Below are 18968 nucleotides of genomic sequence, written 5' to 3'. Positions count from 1 at the left end.
TGCGCGGATGACCTGCGGTTAGACGAGCGTCACTGTCTCGGTACGCGAGACGGAAGTGACAGTACGTGGATTGTCGGATTACTATCTCGGGTGTGCGTGACTTGACAGAGCAGATGCTCACGAAGCGCCGCGCGGTCGACTTCTGCCGCCTGGCCGCTTCGCTCTGTCGTACGGCCTGAGGCATTCGAGCCCACCCGCCGCCCCCGAGCCCTTCCACTCCAGCTCGTACGCACGCTTCCACTCCGCCAGGAGCACCCCGATGCAGGTTGATCCGCGTGGGCCCCGCTTCGGCGCGGCCGTCACGACGATCGTCCTGGTCGTGGTGCTGGCGACCGGAAGCTGGGCGCTGCTCGCCGCTCAGGCCGTCGTGTTCGCCGTCGCGACCCTCTTCGGGCTCCGGTACGCCCCGTACGGACTGGCGTTCAAGGTGCTGATCCGGCCCCGGCTCGCCCCGCCCAGGGAACTGGAGGACGCCGCCGCACCCCGCTTCGCGCAGGGGGTGGGCATGGCGTTCGCCCTGGTGGGAACGGTCGGCTACGTGACGGGCACCACCTGGCTCGGCATCGGTGCCACCGCCCTCGCGCTGGCGGCGGCGTTCCTGAACGCGGCGTTCGGGTTCTGCCTCGGCTGCGAGATCCACCCGCTACTGCGACGTATCACTGCGAAATTTCGTTCCGAAAGGGAGGTTCCGGCATGAGCCGCTCAGACGTCCTGGTGGACACCGACTGGGTTGAGTCCAACCTGGACGCACCCGGTCTGGTTCTCGTCGAGGTCGACGAGGACGTTTCCGCCTACGACAAGGGCCACATCCGTGGCGCCGTGAAGATCGACTGGAAGACCGAGCTGCAGGACCCGGTCCGCCGCGACTTCATCGACAAGACCGGGTTCGAGCAGCTGCTGTCCGCCAAGGGCATCGCCAACGACGACACGGTGATCCTTTACGGCGGCAACAACAACTGGTTCGCCGCCTACGCGTACTGGTACTTCAAGCTGTACGGCCACGACAAGGTGAAGCTGCTCGACGGCGGCCGCAAGAAGTGGGAGCTGGAGTCCCGCGAGCTGGTCACCGACGTCCCGTCCCGTCCGGCGACCGACTACAAGGCCAAGGACCAGGACCTCTCCATCCGCGCCTACCGCGACGAGGTCGTGGACGCGATCGGCAAGAAGAACCTGATCGACGTCCGGTCCCCGGACGAGTTCAGCGGCAAGCTGCTCGCCCCGGCGCACCTGCCGCAGGAGCAGTCGCAGCGGGCCGGGCACGTCCCGACCGCGCGCAGCATCCCGTGGTCGAAGGCGGCCAACGACGACGGCACGTTCAAGTCCGACGAGGAACTGCGGCAGCTCTACACCGAGGCCGGCGTGGACCTGAACAAGGACACCATCGCCTACTGCCGCATCGGCGAGCGTTCCTCGCACACCTGGTTCGCGCTGCGTGAGCTGCTCGGGCTGCAGAACGTGAAGAACTACGACGGTTCCTGGACCGAGTACGGCTCGCTCATCGGCGTCCCGATCGAGCTCGGCGCCCCCAAGTAACCACCGGCCCCGCCACGTCCGGCGGAAGAGTTTTCCGTGCACACGGAGATGGAGGAGCAATGACCCAGGGCTGCGCAGCGCCCGAGCAGACGGCGCACCTACCGGCGACCGTCGACCTCGCCAACGAGGCCGTCATCCAGGGCACCGTCACGCGTGACGGCGCCCCGGTGCCCAGTGCCTACGCCCGCCTGCTCGACTCGACCGGCGAGTTCACCGCCGAGGTGGTCACCGGCGACGAGGGCGTGTTCCGGTTCTTCGCCGCCGACGGCGACTGGACCGTGCGCGTCCTGGCGGCCGGCGGCGTGAGCGTCGACAACACCGTCACGGCCAAGACCGGCGAGGTCGCCGGCCTGGAGGTCGCGATCTGACCCGGTCTTCGGGCCGCTTTCCGGACCCCGCCGTCCACAGCACGCGGACGGCGGGGTCCGTCGTTGTTGGGACATAGGGGGAAATCCGCAGCCGAGTGTGCGGGATCGGTACGATCAGCGCGATGTTAGGACTGTCCCGGCGGTCGCCGCTGCTGCTCCCATGGGCCACGCTGAGGCTCGCGGGCCGCTTCCTCCTCCCGCTCGCCCTGTGGTTCACGGTCGGCGAGCTGCTGCGCTACGGCGTGATGTACGGCGGGTACCGGCTCGGCTCGATGAAGGGCACCGCCGCGTCGATCGCGCCGATCGCCACCATCGGCCTGCTGGTGGTGATCACGCTGGCGGTCACGGTGCTGATGGTGCACAGCGTCCGCGAGGGCCTGGACGTCGTGCACGCCCGCGCGTCCGACGGCGAGCTGACACCGTGGGCGGTCGGCAACGAGGAGTCGGTCGTCGGCGCGATGGGCCGCGCCGCGCTCCCGTTCGTGCTCTTCTACCTGGCCTGGGGCAGGCAGTCCGAGGACGCCCGGGAGTTCGCCGGGCTGGCCGCGAGCCGCGGCTTCAGCGAGGGCGGCATCCAGGGGCAGCTGGAGGCGATGGAGCTGCTGCTGTCGCTGGAGAAGCACGTCGGGCTCGCGATCGGCCTCACCGCGGGGCTCTTCGTGCTGAAGGTCGCGGCCGAATGGCGGCTGGAGGAACGGCTCCCGCGCGCCGTCGGCGCGCTCGTCGCCTTCCTGGAGGTCCAGTTCGCGCTGTTCGGCATCTTCACCGTCGACCACCTGCGCCGCGCGGTGACCGAGTGGGTCACCGCGCGGCAGGCGTGGGCGTGGGTCACCGACGTCGCGGGTCCCGCCCTCGCCCTGTGGCCGCCGTTCAAGGACGCGGTGCTCGGCGCGCTGATCCTGCTGGTGATCGCGGGCGTGATCCTCGGCCTGGACGCCGGGGACGAGCGGGTCGTGCTCGGCCGCGGCCGCGCGGCGCGGCGGCTGGCGCGGGCCGGCGGGATCGAGCGGGTGAACAGCCCCCGGGAGATCCTCACCCGCGGCTTCCGGGAGATGTGGCTGCCCGCCTGGTTCGGGCTGCGGCTCGTCCGCCGGTCCGGGATGATGCCGTTCGCCACGTTCTGCCTGCTGTTCGCCGGCCTGGACGTGGGCGAGGAGGCCGGCCGCCGCCTGGCCTACGAGGTGATCGGCCCGCACGAGGTGACGTGGTGGATGCAGGTGCTGCCGTTCGTCGGGTTCGCGGCGGGGCTGGCCTTCGAGATCCTGCGCGTCTGCCTGCTGGCGGCGGCGTTCAACCTCGTCATGGCGAGGGTCACCGCTCGAACCGCAGCGAAAGCAGTGGGTCCCCCGCCTTCCGCGCCGACTTCGGCGCCCGTATCTCCAGCTTCAGCGAGTCCGCCTTCGAACGGGGCACCGTCCCCCTGACGCTGATCAGGGACGAGACGCCCGCCTGCGGCCGCCGGCCGACGACCGCTCCCGAGGCGGACCATTCGCGGCCCTCGCCGTCGACGAACCGGTAGCCGAGGTCGTACGCCCCGACCAGCTGCACGGCCGCGGCGTCGTCCGGGCGGACGCCGACCGTGAACCGCAGTTCGGCCACGTCGCCCTGCTGCGCACCGCCGGCGAGCGGCCGGGCCGTCTCGCGCTTCAGCGCCATCCACCGCGCGCCGAGGAACTCGCCGACCGTGTCCGGCTGCACGGTGACGACCTTCTCCGGCGGCTTCAGGTTCTTCTCGACGTTGTTCCTCTCGTCCGCCCACTGCACGGCGAGGAGCGCGGAGACGGCGCACAGGAGCGCGACCGCCTGGAGGATCCGCCTCTCCAGGGGGCGCAGCCTGGGTTCCCGCGCCGGGCCGGGCTCGGGCGGGATCGGCGGGAACAGGTCGGGCGAGGTGTCCGCTGCCGTCATGGGGTGCCCGCCTTGAGGTCGTAGCCCTGGGCGGCGCCCTCGATCAGCTCGTTCGCCCGTGCACGGGTGATTCCGAGGTCGATGTCCGCCTCCGCGGACAGCTGCGGCAGCAGCCCGCCCGGCCCGACGACGAGGTGCGCCCCTTCCAGGCGCTGCTTCGGCAGCTCGAACACGAACGCCGCGGGCGTCCAGATCAAGGGCTGGAACGTCGGCCGGGCCCCGGCGGACGTGATGCCCGTCCGCGGGTCATGCCGGTAGACGTAGCCGCCGGGGGTCTCCAGCTGGGCCGTCCGCAGCTCCAGGGGCTCGCGGTGGCTCGTCGCCCTGAACCGGACGACGAGGTAGATCCCCTCGGTGCCGACCGGGGGCGGATCGCCCAACGACAGGCTCGGGGCGAGCGACCGCGCCGCCTCCACCTTCTCCACCCGCACGCTGAAGTCGCGGTTGCGGACCTCTTCGCCGACCGTGCCGCCGTCCCGGATCGGGTCCAGCTCCGTGGCCCTGAGCTCCGGTATGAGGGAGTGCAGCCACATCGCTCCGGCGAGCAGGACCGCCCCGCCGAGCCCGGCACCGCCCTTCAGGAGCACCCGCCGCACGTTCATGGGCGGCTCACGGTCGGTGTCGGGGAGGGCGGCGTCCCCTGAGGCGCGCGAGGCACCGCGCTCATGGGCGCCACCGCCAGGGTGAGGCGGCCGACGAGTGCGTCGTCCTCACGCTGGACGATCCAGTTGAACTGCTCGTCGGTGAACCCGTGCTCGTACTTCCATGCGCGCAGGCCGACGGTGAGCTTCTCGGGGGAGTCCGCCGGCCCCATCTTCCACATCGCGGACGCCTCGACCGGCAGCCCCGGCTGCACCATGTCCGTCTCGGCGCCCCCGGCGGCGCCCTCGACCCGCTCGGGCTCGACCCACTTGCCGGTCCTCGTCAGCGCGACGACGCCTTCGCCCAGGCCGCCGATGCCGAGCGGCTCGGTCTCCTTGCCCTTGTTCTCCACACTCATCCGGACGATGAGGAAACGTTCCTGCGCGTCCCCGAAGCCCTCCTTGGCCAGCCCGACACGCGCGTCCCGGACGGTCACGGTGAACAGCCCGAGGTCCAGCGCCGTCCCGGCCGCCTTCACCGGCTGCTTCGGCTTCTCCTTGAGCCCGCCCGTCGCCCACAGCACCGGAACGAGCACGGCCAGCACCCCGACCACGCACGCGGGCACCAGCCAGCGCCGCGCCGGCGCGCGCCGTCCCCGTTCCCCGCCGATCCCTCCGGGCTGCGGGGGAACCGGTGCATTTGCGTGCACCCGCCAGATGGTAAACCCTGCCGGCCTCTCGGGCGCCTGGGATATCCGCCTATCAAGGGATTGCCGGGAAGCCGGCCCTTCCCCGCGGCGGAGAGCCCGCGTCGGCGGAGACGGCTCCCTCCGCCCGGCGCGGATCGTTTACAGTCGTTGGGTTCGCAAACGGCAGGAGAGACGAGGCATGCGCGGAGGGCGACTCGCGGCGGGGGCCGGCGGCCTGGCCCTGACGTCCGTTCTGGTGTTCGCGCCGGCGGCGGCCGCCGCTCCGGTGGCCCCGGCGGACCGCCCGCTGGCGGCGCCGACCGCCAGCAAGAAGCCGGAACGGCAGGCACCGCCGCCACGGCCCAAGCCGGAGTGCAACAAACCGGCCGGGCAGCCCGCGTCGGCCATCACCGTGGAGCCGTGGGCGCAGCGGCGGCTGGACTTCGAGCAGGCGTGGCCGATCACCCGGGGCAAGGGCGTGACGGTCGCCGTCGTGGACAGCGGCATCGACACCGGCCACCCGCAGCTCAGGAACAAGGTCGCGGCGAGCTTCGACGCGACGAAGACCACGACCGACGACTGCATCGGGCACGGCACGCAGGTCGCCGGGATCATCGCGGCGAGCGACATGCGCTCCAGGGACATCCCGTTCGTGGGGGTCGCGCCGCAGGTCAGGCTGCTGAACGCCAAGTGGTCCAGCGGGCAGAGCACGAACGACAACACGATGCTGCCCAAGGCCATCGCCTGGGCCGCCGACCAGGGCGCCAAGGTGATCAACGTGTCGGCGGACGCCCCGGACACGCCGGCGCTGCGCCTCGCCGTCCGGAAGGCGCAGCGCAAGGACGCCCTGATCGTCGCGTCGGCGGGCAACGTCGCCCAGGACCAGCGCGGCAAGGAGAGCGCGTCCTATCCGGCGAGCTACCGGGGCGTGCTGTCCGTCGCCGCGGTGGACGAGGCCGGGACCATCGCGAACTTCTCCAACCTCAAGACCCGGGTCGACGTGTCGGCCCCCGGGCAGAACGTCATCTCGACCCTCGGCGACGGGTACGTGGGCGGCCTGCAGGGCACGAGCTTCGGCGCCCCCTACGCGTCGGGGGTGGCCGCGCTGGTCCGCGCCCGGCATCCCAAGCTGACCTACCAGCAGGTCATCGACCGGATCCTGATCACCGCCGAGGGCGGTAACGGGCAGGGCAGCGGATACGGCATGATCAGCCCGCTGCAGGCGGTGTCCGCGCTGGTCGATCCGGCCGCCAAGCCCGGAGCGGCCGACGCGCGGCCGATGGGCGGGGCCGTTCCCATCGCGAAGCCGGAGCCCGTCGACCACCGCACCCGCGGCATGGGCCTCGCCATCGCCGGCGGCGCCCTCGGGGCCGCCGCCCTCGTCGCGTTCGGCGGCGCGGTCATCCCCCTCGGCCGCCGCCGCGGTTGGCGGCCGGGACGCGCGACCGTCCCCGCCGACGACCGCGACTGACGAGCCGGAGGCGGAGCGCCCGCGCACGGGCACTCCGCCGGCGGGTCACTGCTCGTAGAAGGCGGTCTGGATGAGGCGCTTGCCGGCGCGGCGGTCGGACCGGGTGCCGCGGCCGGGGGGCAGCGGGCTCGGCCGGACGTCGAACAGGCTGCCCTCGTCCTTGTTGCCCGACATGATCAGCGCCGGGCTGGCCATGTCCTTCAGCCGCTGCAGGATCGGGTCGAACATGGCGCGCCCCGCCCCGCCCATCGTGCGCGAGAGGATCAGGTGCATGCCGATGTCGCGGGCCTGCGGCAGCAGCTCGGCGAGCTGCGCGAGCGGGTTGCCGGACGGCGTCGCGACCAGGTCGTAGTCGTCCACGACCAGGAACAGCTCCGACCCGCTCCACCACGACCGGTTGCGCAGCTGGTCGGGGGTCAGGTCCGACGGCGGGAGCCGGTTCACCAGGGCGCCGTGGACGTCCTTCATCAGCCCGCTCGCGGCCGTCGACGACGCGGCGAACCCGATGACGTGGTCGCTCTCCGCCGAGTCGAGCAGGGCCCGGCGGTAGTCGAGCATGATGATGCGGGCATCGTCGGTGGTGTACCTGGCCTTGATCGACTCGACGATGAGCCGCAGCAGGTTGGACTTGCCGCACTCGTTGTCGCCGAGCACGACGAAGTGCGGGTCGTTCTCGAAGTCCAGCAGGACGGGCGACAGGGTGTCCTCGTCGATGCCGATCGGGATGCGCTTGCCGGTCTCGGTGACGGCGGGCAGCTGCGTGTGCGGCAGCAGGTCCGGGAGCATCCGGACGGGCGGCGCGGGCGGACGCCCCTGCCAGCCGGCCTTGATCGTCTCCACCAGGTGCCGGACGCCGTCGGCGAGGTCCTCCGCGGCCGGCCGGCCGTCGATCCGGGGCAGCGCGCCGAGGAAGTGGAGGCCCTCGCGGGTGATCCCGCGGCCCGGACGCCCCTCGGGGACGTTCGCGGCGAGCTTGCGGTCCATCTCCGACTCGTACGGGTCGCCCAGCTTCAGCTCCAGCCGCGTGCCGAACAGGTCGCGGATCGTCAGCCGGAACTCCGACCACTTGTTCGTCGCGGCGATGACGTGGATGCCGTAGCCGAGGCCGCGCGCGGCCAGGTCGGTGATCGTCCCCTCGATCGCCTCGAACTCCTGCCGGACGGTCAGCCAGTTGTCGACGACGAGGAACACGTCGCCGAAGCCGTCCCCGGCGATCTGCCCCTCGGCCCGCATCCGCCGGTAGGTGCCGATCGAGTCGATGCCGCGCTCGGTGAAGAAGCGCTCCCGCGACTCCAGCAGCCCGGAGACCTCGGCGACCGTGCGCCGGACGCGATCGGGGTCCAGCCGGCTGGCGACACCGCCGACGTGCGGCAGGTCCGCCAGCGGCGCCAGCGCGCCACCGCCGAAGTCCAGGCAGTAGAACTGCACCTCCTGCGGCGTGTGCATGAGCGCCAGCGAGGCGATGACCGTCCGCAGCACGGTCGACTTGCCCGCCTGCGGGTTGCCGGCGATGCCGACGTGCCCGGCGGCGCCGGACAGGTCCAGCCACATCGGGTCGCGGCGCTGGTCGAACGGCTTGTCGACGATGCCCGCGAACGCGTGCAGCCGGCCCCGGCCGTCCCAGCCCGCGGTGGTGAAGCCGTACTCGGGCGTCTGCTGCAGCTGCGGCAGCACCTGGTCGAGGGTGGCCGGCTCCGCCAGCGGCGGAAGCCAGATCGGGTGCGGCGGCGGCCCGTGCCCGGCGAGCTGCCGGACGACGAGGTCGAACAGGCTGATCTGCGGCCCCTGGTCCTCCCGGTCGTCCTGCCGCTCCTCCTGCCGCGACTGCTCCTGGATCTGCGGCCGGACGTACGCCGGGGTGAAGGGCACGATCTGCGCGAGCTGCCGCGGTCCCTGCCGGGACTCCTGCGCCTCACCCTCCTCCGGCTTGTACGGGCCGGAGACGTACGCGGCGCGGAACCGCGTCATCGTCTCGGTCCCGATCTTCAGGTAGCCGTTGCCGGGCGCCTGGGGCAGCTCGTAGGCATCGGGCACCCCGAGGACGACCCGCGACTCCGCCGAGGAGAACGTCCGGAGGCCGATCCGGTAGGACAGGTGCGTGTCCAGGCCGCGGAGCTTGCCCTCCTCCAGCCGCTGCGACGCGAGCAGCAGGTGGACGCCGAGCGAGCGGCCGAGCCGTCCGATCATCACGAACAGCTCGGCGAAGTCGGGCTTGGCGGAGAGCAGCTCGGAGAACTCGTCCAGCACGACGAACAGCGTCGGCATCGGCTTCAGCGCCGCGCCCTGCTCGCGGGCCTTCTCGTAGTCGCGCAGCGAGGCGTAGTTGCCGGCGGCGCGCAGCCACTCCTGCCGGCGCACCATCTCGCCGTGCAGCGCGTCGTACATGCGGTCGACGAGCGGCAGCTCGTCCTCCAGGTTCGTGATGATGGCCGACACGTGCTGGAGGCCGTCCATGCCGAGGAACGTCGCGCCGCCCTTGAAGTCGACGAGGACGAAGTTCAGCACCTCCGACGAGTGCGTCATGGCCAGGCCGAGCACCAGGGTCCGCAGGAGCTCCGACTTGCCGGAGCCGGTCGCGCCGATGCACAGCCCGTGCGGGCCGTAGCCGCCCTGCGCGGCCTCCTTGATGTCGAGCTCGATCGGGCGGCCCTCGGAGTCCAGGCCGATCGGCACCCGCAGCCGGTTCCGCGGTGCCCGCGGCTGCCACGCCTGCCGGGGCTCGATCCTGGCCGGGTCGGGGACGCCGAGCAGCGTCGTCAGCGTCGTGGCGGACGACAGGGCGTCCATCTCCGGGTCCGCGGCGGTGCTGGCCCGCAGCGGGGCGAGCTGCCGGGCGAGCCCGTCGGCCTGGACGTAGCTGAACTGGTCGGGCCGGCCGAGGGAGCTCGGCACGTCCTTGCCGGTACGGTCGCGGCGCAGCATGGCCATCTTGCCGGGGGCGACCCGCAGCCGCAGCATGGTGCTGTCGGGGGTCGGCGCGACATGGCCGGTGAGGTCGATGACGCACACGCCCTCGATGCCGTCCGAGCCGATCTGCGAGTCGGGTGTGACGGCTCCGCCGTCCATGACCACCACGTGGTACGGCAGGTCGCTCTGCTGCAGGCCGGGGGTGAACCGCGCCCGGTCCTTCAGCTCGTTCCCGAGCAGCCGCTCCAGGTCGGAGAGGGTGCCGGTCATCAGGCGGACGGGGCCCGCCGCGTCCGTCAGCGTCGGGTGCATCGCGTGCGGCAGCCACTTGACCCAGTCCCAGTGGGGCATGGCCTCGGGCGACGCGCACACGCTGACCCGCATGTCGTCGGGGGAGTGGAACGCGGTGAGCTGCGCCAGCATCGACCGGACCATCGAGCGCGCCGCGTCCAGGTCGCCCATCGGCAGGATCCGCGCGAACGACGGCAGCGACACCGACACCGGCAGGTTCGGCACCGTCGAGTGCGCCCGGACGAAGCGGCGCAGCGCCCCCGCCGTCATCGGCTCCAGGTCCTCCACCGGGCGGGTCTCCGGCGGGATCAGCTGGACGGCGAGCTTCTGCGGCCCGGCGCCGATCCGCACGTTCCCGAAGTCGGCGTCGGACGGGCGGCGCTCCCAGATCCGGGCGCTCATCACCAGCGACCACAGCGAGTCCGGGGCGGGGCTGTTCCACTCCAGTGACTCGCGCTGCTGCTCGGCCGCGCGGCGGACCTTGCGGCGCGCCTGGCCGAGGTAGCGGAAGTAGTCGCGCCGGGCCCCGTTCAGCTTGAACTTGCGCTCGCCGGAGCCGCGGCCGAGCTGCCCGACCATCATGGCGCCCATCGCCAGTGCCATGCCGCCGCTGCCGATCATCATGATCGGGCTCCGGGTGCCGCCGCCGAGGAGCATCAGCCCCATCATGAGCGGCATCACGGCCATGGGCATGTACATGAGCACGTTCTGCAGGCCGCCGCTCTGCGTCTCCGGAATCTCCGGCGGAGACTCCAGCAGCAGTTCCCCTTTGGGGGCCGGTGGCGGCTTGCGGCGCTCCTTGCGCCTGACGAGGATCGTGCTCACCTCGGCGTCCCTCCGGGAGCTCGCCCGGGGCGGCCGAAAAATACCGGGGGGACGGCCGGCCCGCGGGATACTTGTCGATGCTTGAGGTTGCTTTAACGTAGCCCGGCGTCACATCCTAAGCTGCGCGCCGATCGGACTCGCCGCCGATCTGACATGGAGGACGGGAGCTCCCGTGAATTCGCCCGCCACAACAGAGCTGTGCAGGGTCACCGTAGTCGCCCCGAGGCGACGGATCGACGTGAGCCTGCCCGCGGACGTGCCGCTCGCGCACATGCTGCCCACCCTCCTGCGCGCCGCGGGAGAGGACCTGGCGGACGCCGGGCTCGCCCACTCCGGCTGGGTCCTGCAGCGCCTGGACTCCGAGCCGTTCGACGCCGGCCAGACGATGAGCGCGCTCGGCGTGCGCGACGGGGAGATCCTGTACTTCCGCCCGCGGATGGCGCAGCTTCCGGAGATGTCGTTCGACGACGTCGCCGACGTGATCGCGTCCGGGATCAGGGAACGGCGGGATCGCTGGCGGCCCACCACGACGCGCTCGTTCGGCCTCGGCGCGGGCGGCGTCGCGCTGTTCGTCGGCGCGGTCGTGATCGCGCTGTCCGGTCCGCCGTGGCTCGTGCCGGCCATCGCCGCCGGGCTTCTCGCGCTGCTCGTCCTCGTCGTGGCGACGGTGCTGTCGCGGGCGATCGCCGACTCGGGCGCGGGCGTCATCCTCGGCTACGCGGCGCTTCCGTACGCGTTCCTCGCCGGGCTGGCGGCGCCCGCCCGCGACGACCTGGAGCTGCTCGACCTCGGCGCGCCGCACCTGCTCGCCGCCTTCGGGGTGACCGCGCTCGCCGCGATCATCGCCGCGTTCGCCGTCGCGGAAGGGCTCCCGGTCTTCCTCGGCATCGCGTTCGCCGCGCTGGTGGGCACGATCGGGTCCGGCGTCGGGTTCTTCTTCGACGACCTGCCCGCCGCGGGCATCGCCGCCGTCTCCGCGGTCGTCGTGATGATGTTCTTCGCGGCCGTCCCGTCGCTGTCGTTCAAGCTGGCGCGGATGCCCCTGCCCCCCGTGCCGAGCAGCGCCGAGGACCTGCGCCGCGACACCGAGACGGTGGACGGCCGCGAGGTGCTCACCCGGACCGCCGCCGCGGACCGGTTCTCCACCGGGCTGATCGCCGCGATCGCGCTCGTCGCGGCCGGGGCGATGCTGTTCCTGTTCGGCGCCGGCGGGTGGGCCGGTCCCACGATGACCGCGGTGATGTCGCTCTCGCTGCTGCTGCGCGCCCGGATCTTCCGGGGCATCGCGCAGCGCTCGTGGATGCTCGTGATCGGCCTGTTCGGACTGGTGCTGACGACGATCGGGATGGCGGTGCACGGCAGCCAGGTGGTCGCGCTCGCCGCCGCGCTCGTCCCGCTGCTGGTGCTCACCGGCATCGTCATCGCGGTGACGCTGTGGCTGCCGGGCCACCGGCCCACGCCGGTCTGGGGCCGGTGGGGCGACATCCTCGACATGATCGTGATGATCTCGCTGGTCCCGCTCGCGCTGGCGGTGCTCGACGTCTACACCCGCGTGCGCGGGCTGGCGGGGTGACGCGCGATGCAGAGCAGGCGGGATCTCTACCAGGCGCACCGCCTGATGACGCAACGGGTCGGGCTCGCCCTCCTGCAGGGTGAGCCCGACGTCGCCGAGTCGCCGATGCGGCGGCTGTCGGTGGGCGCGTTCGCCGGCGTGATGGTCGGCCTCCTGGTCGTCGCGGTGTTCGGCATCTGGGGCCTGCTGTCCCCGGGCGGCGCCAAGGGCCTCGACAAGCCCGGCAAGTTGATCATCGAGAAGGAGACCGGCACCAAGTACATCTACGACGCCAACACCGGGAAGATGTTCCCGGTCGCGAACTACGCGTCGGCGCTGCTCGCCCTCGACTCCGACAGCGAGCCGGAGCGGCGCAGCGTGTCGCGCAAGTCGCTGGCCGGGTTCGAGCGCGGCGCGATGATCGGCATTCCGGGCGCGCCGGACTCGCTTCCCGACGACGAGCGGCTCATCCGCGGGCCCTGGTCGGTGTGCACCCGGGAGGCGGCCGGGCCCACCGGCCTGAAGCGGCAGGTCACCGCACTCGCCGCGGGACGGGAGGTCGGCGGGCGCCGGCTGGGCGACGGCGAGGCCGTCGTGGTGCAGAGCGGCGGCACGCCGTGGGTGGTCTGGTCGGACCACCGCATGCAGCTGACCGTCCCGGCCGACCAGGTGCCGGCGCTGACCGGCGGGCCGGGCGCCGTCGAGGTCCCGGCGACGTGGCTGAACGCGCTGCCCGCCGCGGGGAACTTCGGTTCGCCGAACGTGCCCGAGCGGGGCAAGACGGTGCGCGGCCCCCGGGGCGGGGAGGCCAAGGTCGGTCAGGTCTTCAAGGCCGAGACCGGCGCCGGCGGGCAGGCGCTCTGGTACGTGATGCTCGCCGACGGGCTCTCGCAGATCAACCACACGCAGGCGCAACTGCTGCTGCGCGACGTCAAGACGGCCGACGCCTACCCGGGCGAGCAGGTCGGCCCGCTGCCGACCGACGTCCCGTCGGCGCAGCAGCTCGCGTCGGCGACCCGGCTGCTGGACAACAACCTGCCGCCGACGCTACCCAAGTTCGTCGCCTGGGACACCGCGTCGCCGCTCTGCGCGGTGTTCCCCGTCGGTTCGTCGACGGCGCGGCTCACCGTCGGCGGGTCGCTCCCGGCTCCGGCCACCGGCGCCCTCGGCTCCGGCACCGCCGGCGCGTCCGGCACGATCGACCAGATGGTGCTGCCGCCGGGCGGCGCGGCGCTGATGAGCCTCGTGCCCGCGGGCGGCGAGACCGGCACCGTCAGCAGCGGCGGCTCGGGGTCGTTGTCCCTGGTCAACGACCAGGGCGTCCGGTTCGCTCTGCCGTCGGCCGAGGTCGCGAAGAAACTCGGATACGACGCGGGGAAGGCCGCGCCCGTCCCGTCCAGCGTCATCCATCTGATCCCGCAGGGGCCGGCGCTCGATCCGGCGCTCGCGCGGCGGCCGATCTCCACGTCCCGGGGATGATAAACGTGATGTACATCACAGGAACCTGGAGATCATCAAGTGCGTCGACTTACATAGTGACAAACACCTATGATCTCTAAAATCTTGTGCCGTCAGGAGGGCTCCCGGGCCCGCGGGCATACGGCGGAGGGCTCCCCGTCTCCTGATGAGGTGCGCGACCAAGAACCCCCAATGGAGGTGACGCTGTGGGTGACCAGTCCGCAGTAGACAGAGCAGCCATGCAGCAGGCCGCCACGCGGATCGAGGACTCCGCGGGCATCGTCAAGGGCCTGCAGACCAAGCTCGACGGGCACAAGGGCCAGCTGATGTCCGGATGGGCCGGCAACGCCGCGGTGTCCTTCGACCGGGTCTTCAACGAGTTCCAGACCGAGATGACCAAGGTCCGGACCGCTCTCGAGGGCATGCACCAGAAGCTGGTGCAGACCAAGATCACCTACGAGAGCACGGAACAGGAGCAGCAGGACGCGGTCAACAAGATCAACCAGCTGCTCAACGGCAGCACCTGACCCGTTCCGTTCACCCTCATCCCTCCGACCGAAGGACTCCCATCGTGGGCGACAGCTACACCAGAGCGAATTTCGGCCAGATGCAGCAGGCCCAGGCGGACTTCACGCTGGCCTACCGTGCCCTGGTCGACGAACTCGACGACCTTGAGAAGGTCCTGGAGAACAGCCTCAGCCAGTGGGAAGGCGGCGCGCAGACCGCCTACTGGGACGCCAAGCGCCAGTGGGACTCCGCCGCGGCCCACATCGGCCAGATCCTCAACCAGCTGGGCGTCACCATCGGCGAGGCGCACAGCAACTACAGCGGCGCGGAGCGCGCGAACCTCAACATCTGGTCGGGCTGACACACGGTCCGCCGGCTCCCGGCTACGTCGTGCGTGTCCGCCGAGGGCCCGCACGACGTTGTTGTGACGGGGGAAGAAGTGATTCACCGGGAGGGTGAACGGTGAGCGATTACCATCTGACCGACGAGGAGCTCGCGAGGGTCGAGCACCAGCGGTACGTGGGCCAGGGCGAGTACACCGAGAGCGGGTCCACGCCCGAGTACGAGTCCGTCACGGGGATGACCCGCGAGGAGTGGGACAACCTCACGGAGTCGCGGCAGCGGGAGCTGTACTTCGAGTACAGCGCGGGCGCCGACGCGGGCAAGTGGGACGACGCGAACAACGCGCTTCCGCGCAGCCAGACGCCCGAGCGCGGCGAGTGGAACGTGAAGGCCGAGGACGGCTACGAGGCGGACCCGGCCGAACTCCGGCAGCTCGCCAGGGACATGAAGTACAAGCTGGACATCTGGAAGCGCAAGCTCGACGCGGTCGGCACCACTTCGGTCACTCAGGCCGACCTCGCGAACATCCAGGGCTCCGAACAGTTCGTCGGGGTCGTCAACGCGAGCAAGGCCGGATTCCAGGAGTACATCGGGGCCGTCGAGAGCGCCTACCGGGGCGTGATCAGCAAGCTCTACGCCACGGCGGACCAGTACGACACCGCCCACGGCAACACGCAGTCACGGGTGAACGGCGTCGATCCCACCGGCACCCCGGACCTCACCTGATCGCCGCCCCGGAACGGAGTACCGATGGGTAAGAACACCGAGCAATACCCGATCAGGGACGGGATGGCGTTCGGCAGTCACAACGCCTCCGGCATGAGCCATGAAGACGTCAAGAACAAGCTCAAGGAGCTGAAGCCGGAGAAGGTCGGCGATGCCTCGACCGCGTACAAGGAGGCGGCCGAGGCCCTCGCCGAGATGACCGAGGAGCTGAAGAACAACTTCTCCAAGCGGATCGTCCAGCACTGGAAGGGCGAGTCCGCGCAGAAGGCGCTCGACCAGCTCGGTCAGGTCTACACCACCGCCGGGACCCTCTCCGACGACAGCCACCGGAACGCCTCGCTCTACGCCTGGTACAAGCACGACATCCTCGACTGGTACAAGACCCAGGGTCAGACGATGACCGACGGCTGGGTCCACACCGGCGGGGACGACGACAACGCCCGCGAGCTGATGAACAACTTCATCGGCCGGATGAAAGAGGCGTTCGAGGGCCACCCGCTCAAGATCGAGAAGGACCTGCCGTCCGGTTACGGTGGTGGCGGAGATGACCCGCCCGGCGGCCCCGGCCCCGGTCCGGGAGGCCCCGGTCCGTTCGGCGGTGGCGGCGGAGGCGGCGGGAAGTTCGGCGGCGCCGGCTCCGGGTTCCCGTCCTCCGACTCCGCCTCACCGTTCGCCCCCGGCGCGGGAAGCGGCTCAAGCCCGTGGAACCCGGGCGGCGGTGGCCCGTTCGACCCGGGCTCCGGCGGACCCCACCTGCCGGGCGGCGGTGGCGTTCCCGGCGGCGGCATACCGGGTGGCGGCGGATCCCTCAGCGGGGCCCCCAGCTCTGACCTGTCGAGCTTCCCCGGCGGCGGCGGCGGTGGCGGCGGCGGACTGCCCGGCGGCATGCCCGGCGGTGGCGGCGGCTTCGGCGCCGACCCGGGCGGCTTCGGCGGCGGTGCGGGCGCGGGCTCGGGCGGCGTCGGTCCGGGCGGTGTCGGCGGCGGCGGAATGGGCGCGGCCGGACGGGGTGCCGCCGGTATGCGCGGCGGCATGCCCATGGGCGGCATGCCGATGGCGCCCGGCCAGGGCGGCAAGGGCGGCGAGGAGCGCGAGCGCGAGACCTGGCTGTCCGAGGACGAGGACGTCTGGGGCGGCGACGACGACACCGCGCCCCCGGTGATCGGCTGAACCCACGGTGGACGCGAGACGTACGGGCGGTCGGAGGCTCCGGTCTCCGGCCGCCCGAACGTGCGCGAAGGACTAGGGAGTGTGCGACAGATGCGGTGGCTGATTCGGACGGCGGCGTCGACGATGGCGATCGGGCTGGCCATCGCCCCGCTCGTACCCGCGCACGCGGCGCCCGCCCCCTCGCCCCAGCAGTGGTGGTTCAACTCCTGGAGCATCCAGAAGGAAGTCTGGCCCGTCACCAAGGGCAAGGGCGTGACGGTCGCCGTCATCGACACCGGGGTCAACGCCCGGCTGCCGGACCTGAAGCCCGCCGTGCTCCCCGGCGGCGACCTGACCGGCAAGGGCGGTGATGGCCGCAATGACTACGACACCCGCCAGGACGGCCACGGCACCGGCATGGCGAGCCTGATCGCCTCGCAGGGCACCAGGACGGGTTTCGTCGGGATCGCCCCGGAGGCCAAGATCCTGCCGATCGCCGCTCCCTCGCTGAGCGGCCCGGTCACCAGCAAGGCGGTTCGCTTCGCCGCCGACAACGGCGCCAAGGTGATCAACATCTCGCAGGGCAGCCCGTCCGCCGACATCTACCCGAACCAGTGCCCGCCGCAGCTCCTCGAAGCGATCAAGTACGCGGCGAGCAAGGACATCGTGATCGTCGCCGGTGCGGGCAACTCCGGCGACTTCGACAACAAGGCCGCCTACCCTGCCTCGTGCCCGGGCGTCCTTGCCGTCGGGGCCTTCGCCCGCGACGGGAAGCCCTGGAAGTCGACGCAGCGGCAGGACTACGTCACGGTAGCCGCGCCGGGCCAGGACGTCGGCTTCATCAGCAAGACCGGCCACGTCTTCACCGCGGGTGAGGGGACCAGCCAGGCGTCCGCGCTGACCGCCGGCGCCGCCGCCCTGCTGCGCAGCCGCTACCCGGACGAGTCCGCCCGGGAGATCGTGCAGCGCCTCACCGCCACCGCGAAGGACTTCGGCCCAAAGGGCAAGGACAACATGCTGGGGTACGGCGTCATCAGCATCCCGCGCGCCCTCAAGCAGGACGTCCCGGAGAACGCGCCCAACCCGGTGTACGCGCGGCTCGACAAGGTCGCGGGCGGCGCGGGCGGTGCCGGTGCGACCAAGCCGGCCGCCGCGGACGAGGACGACTCCGGCGGCTTCCCCGTGCTGATCGTGGGCGGTGCCGTGGTGCTCCTGCTCGTCCTGGGCGGCGGCGCGTTCCTGCTCCTGCGGCGCCGCGGCGGGTCCGGAGCGCCCACCGGTCCCGCGGGCCCCATGTCGTCCCCGCCGCAGCAGTTCGGTGCGCCGCAGCAGTTCGGGCCTCCGCCGGGGCCGCAGCAGTCGCCGTACCAGTCCGGCCCGCAGGCGCAGCCCCCGGCCGCGCCTCCGGCAGGTCCGCCGTCCGGAGGCCCGCAGAGCCCGCCCCCCGGCCGCTGACGGCCGGATCCGGCGGGGCCGGGCTCGCGCTCCCGGCCTCGCGCCGGGCTAGCGGCTCAGGCAGTCCGCGCAGTTCGAGAGCGTGTCCACGACGCCCTTCGCGATCGTTTCGGCGCCCGCCCGTGCGGCCTCCTCGTTCAGGGCCTTCGACGCGCCGGCCTTGGGAGAACCGTCCTTGCCGAGCCGCGACGTCGTCCCCCGGTACCGGACCGTGATGACGGCGTTGCGGAGGCGGACGGTCGCCGTCACGGTGCCGGCCTCTCCCAGCGGCCCCTTGAGCGTCGTGTAGCCGACGAACGCCTGATCGCCCATTTCGATCACGATGGGGGCCTCGGCGTGCAGCGAGCCGCCCGCCGCCTTCGAGGTGCCGCCCAGCGCCCGGGCGCCGTGCCATGCCGCGTCGTACTCGGCCTCCGCCTGCTTCACCCCGTCCAGGTGGAGCCGCACCGCGACGTTCAGGCGATGGAAGGTCAGCGTCTCGGCGCCCGCCGTTCCCTGCTGCGGCTCCGTCCACTCGCACGCCGCGTACCGCTCGGTCGCCGACGGGCCGGTCTGGTGGGGAACGGGCGGGGAGGAGTTGGGCACGTGCTGCTCCAGCGCCGTCCACGGGACGAGGGCGCACGGCTCCGGTGTCGAGGTGAACGTCGCCGCCCCGGACTCACCGCCGTCGCCGGTCGAGGCCCAGACGGCCCCGGACAGGGCGACCACCGCGAGGGCACCGGCGGCCAGCGGCCACGGCCTCCGCGCCATCCGCCGCCACCGGGGCTCCGCGGCCGGCCCGGCCTGTGCGAACGGCACCGCGGCGGGTTCCGGCGAGTCGGCGGGCGGGCCGGCGGGCGGCTCCCCGGCGGTCCGAGGCGACCCGTCGAGTTGCTGGTCCGGAGGTTCGAACTCCGGGCGTGACTCCGGCACCGTACGGCCCCGCCGCCTACTGGTCGCCGGACGGCTGCTGCTTCTCCCGCAGCCAGTCCGGGAGGTTCTCCGCTCCACGGGGGTGGAGCCGGAGTTCTTCGGCGTAGGCGTCCGGTGGCGGCGGGGCGGCCCACTTGGGCTCGTTCTCCCGGTCGTACTCCACCTGGTAGGAGAACGGGTACGTCAGCCGGAACTTGGCGGAGAACCAGGTGCCGAGCCCGTCGGCGTACATGCCGGAGCGGAGCCGGCCGAACAGTTCGCCGAGGGCGGGCGGGGGCGTCCACAGGCTGGGGA

Annotated in this window: 17 protein-coding genes and 1 pseudogene; 12 read left to right on the top strand and 6 right to left on the bottom strand. The window is 72.1% G+C overall.

The window, feature by feature from the left end; genetic code table 11:
- Positions 1-259: 259 nt before the first annotated feature.
- The 4 genes from E1289_RS20070 (at position 260) to E1289_RS20055 (ending at position 3325) form a co-directional block, all read left to right on the top strand.
- Positions 260-697: a DUF4395 domain-containing protein gene (locus E1289_RS20070; protein ID WP_131982357.1), complete on the top strand. Its 438-nt coding sequence runs from the start codon at positions 260-262 to the stop codon at positions 695-697.
- The gene (locus E1289_RS20065; RefSeq protein WP_131982355.1) at positions 694-1533 is read left to right on the top strand and encodes a sulfurtransferase; all 840 of its coding nucleotides are present in this window, start codon (positions 694-696) and stop codon (positions 1531-1533) included. Before E1289_RS20070 ends, E1289_RS20065 begins: the two co-directional genes overlap by 4 nt.
- 59 nt (positions 1534-1592) lie before the next feature.
- Positions 1593-1901 (top strand): DUF1416 domain-containing protein, encoded by a 309-nt coding sequence (locus tag E1289_RS20060; protein WP_131982353.1) that lies wholly within the window; start codon positions 1593-1595, stop codon positions 1899-1901.
- A 122-nt stretch (positions 1902-2023) separates the two neighbouring features.
- Positions 2024-3325, top strand: a complete 1302-nt coding sequence (locus E1289_RS20055; RefSeq protein WP_131982351.1) for a hypothetical protein — start codon at positions 2024-2026, stop codon at positions 3323-3325.
- Here E1289_RS20055 and E1289_RS20050 read toward each other — a convergent pair.
- From E1289_RS20050 to E1289_RS20040, 3 genes are read right to left on the bottom strand one after another with little or no spacing between them, the layout of a single operon-like run.
- Positions 3213-3809, bottom strand: coding sequence for a hypothetical protein (locus E1289_RS20050; protein WP_131982349.1), 597 nt, complete (start codon positions 3807-3809; stop codon positions 3213-3215). The two genes, E1289_RS20055 and E1289_RS20050, sit on opposite strands and share 113 nt — an antisense overlap.
- Entirely contained in the window at positions 3806-4411 is a 606-nt protein-coding gene (locus E1289_RS20045) for a hypothetical protein (protein ID WP_131982347.1), read from the bottom strand. Before E1289_RS20045 ends, E1289_RS20050 begins: the two co-directional genes overlap by 4 nt.
- The gene (locus tag E1289_RS20040) at positions 4408-5100 is read right to left on the bottom strand and encodes a hypothetical protein (protein ID WP_131982345.1); all 693 of its coding nucleotides are present in this window, start codon (positions 5098-5100) and stop codon (positions 4408-4410) included. Before E1289_RS20040 ends, E1289_RS20045 begins: the two co-directional genes overlap by 4 nt.
- A 178-nt stretch (positions 5101-5278) precedes the next feature.
- Here E1289_RS20040 and E1289_RS20035 point away from each other — a divergent pair, with 178 nt between their 5' ends.
- Positions 5279-6550, top strand: coding sequence for a S8 family serine peptidase (locus E1289_RS20035; RefSeq protein WP_131982343.1), 1272 nt, complete (start codon positions 5279-5281; stop codon positions 6548-6550).
- A 45-nt stretch (positions 6551-6595) separates the two neighbouring features.
- Here the strand turns inward: E1289_RS20035 and eccCa are convergent, their stop codons facing one another.
- Entirely contained in the window at positions 6596-10573 is a 3978-nt protein-coding gene (gene eccCa / locus E1289_RS20030) for a type VII secretion protein EccCa (protein WP_131982341.1), read from the bottom strand.
- Between the two features lie 172 nt (positions 10574-10745).
- Between eccCa and eccD the strand changes: the two genes are divergently transcribed.
- From eccD to mycP, 7 genes are all read left to right on the top strand, one after another.
- On the top strand, positions 10746-12146 hold the full coding sequence (eccD, locus tag E1289_RS20025) for a type VII secretion integral membrane protein EccD (RefSeq protein WP_131982339.1): 1401 nt from the start codon (positions 10746-10748) through the stop codon (positions 12144-12146).
- A 6-nt stretch (positions 12147-12152) separates the two neighbouring features.
- A complete protein-coding gene (eccB, locus tag E1289_RS20020; protein ID WP_131982337.1) occupies positions 12153-13604 on the top strand; it encodes a type VII secretion protein EccB in 1452 nt (483 codons plus the stop codon).
- A 185-nt stretch (positions 13605-13789) separates the two neighbouring features.
- Positions 13790-14110: a WXG100 family type VII secretion target gene (locus E1289_RS20015; RefSeq protein WP_279487358.1), complete on the top strand. Its 321-nt coding sequence runs from the start codon at positions 13790-13792 to the stop codon at positions 14108-14110.
- Positions 14111-14154: 44 nt separating this feature from the next.
- Entirely contained in the window at positions 14155-14451 is a 297-nt protein-coding gene (locus E1289_RS20010; RefSeq protein WP_279487357.1) for a WXG100 family type VII secretion target, read from the top strand.
- 101 nt (positions 14452-14552) lie between these two features.
- Positions 14553-15158, top strand: a complete 606-nt coding sequence (locus E1289_RS20005; RefSeq protein ID WP_131982331.1) for a hypothetical protein — start codon at positions 14553-14555, stop codon at positions 15156-15158.
- A gap of 24 nt (positions 15159-15182) precedes the next feature.
- Positions 15183-16328 (top strand): hypothetical protein, encoded by a 1146-nt coding sequence (locus tag E1289_RS20000; RefSeq protein WP_131982329.1) that lies wholly within the window; start codon positions 15183-15185, stop codon positions 16326-16328.
- A 90-nt stretch (positions 16329-16418) separates the two neighbouring features.
- A complete protein-coding gene (gene mycP / locus E1289_RS19995) occupies positions 16419-17762 on the top strand; it encodes a type VII secretion-associated serine protease mycosin (RefSeq protein ID WP_131982327.1) in 1344 nt (447 codons plus the stop codon).
- A 48-nt stretch (positions 17763-17810) separates the two neighbouring features.
- Here mycP and E1289_RS19990 read toward each other — a convergent pair whose 3' ends face one another.
- Positions 17811-18674: a hypothetical protein gene (locus E1289_RS19990; RefSeq protein WP_131982325.1), complete on the bottom strand. Its 864-nt coding sequence runs from the start codon at positions 18672-18674 to the stop codon at positions 17811-17813.
- 16 nt (positions 18675-18690) lie between these two features.
- Positions 18691-18968: pseudogene (locus E1289_RS38290) on the bottom strand (hypothetical protein); the annotation flags it as partial.

Origin of the sequence: Actinomadura sp. 6K520, from assembly GCF_004349245.1 — a bacterium.
Taxonomy (GTDB): Bacteria; Actinomycetota; Actinomycetes; order Streptosporangiales; family Streptosporangiaceae; genus Spirillospora.
Note: the sequence above shows the minus strand (reverse complement) of the source record. Positions and strands in the feature narration are given on the sequence as shown.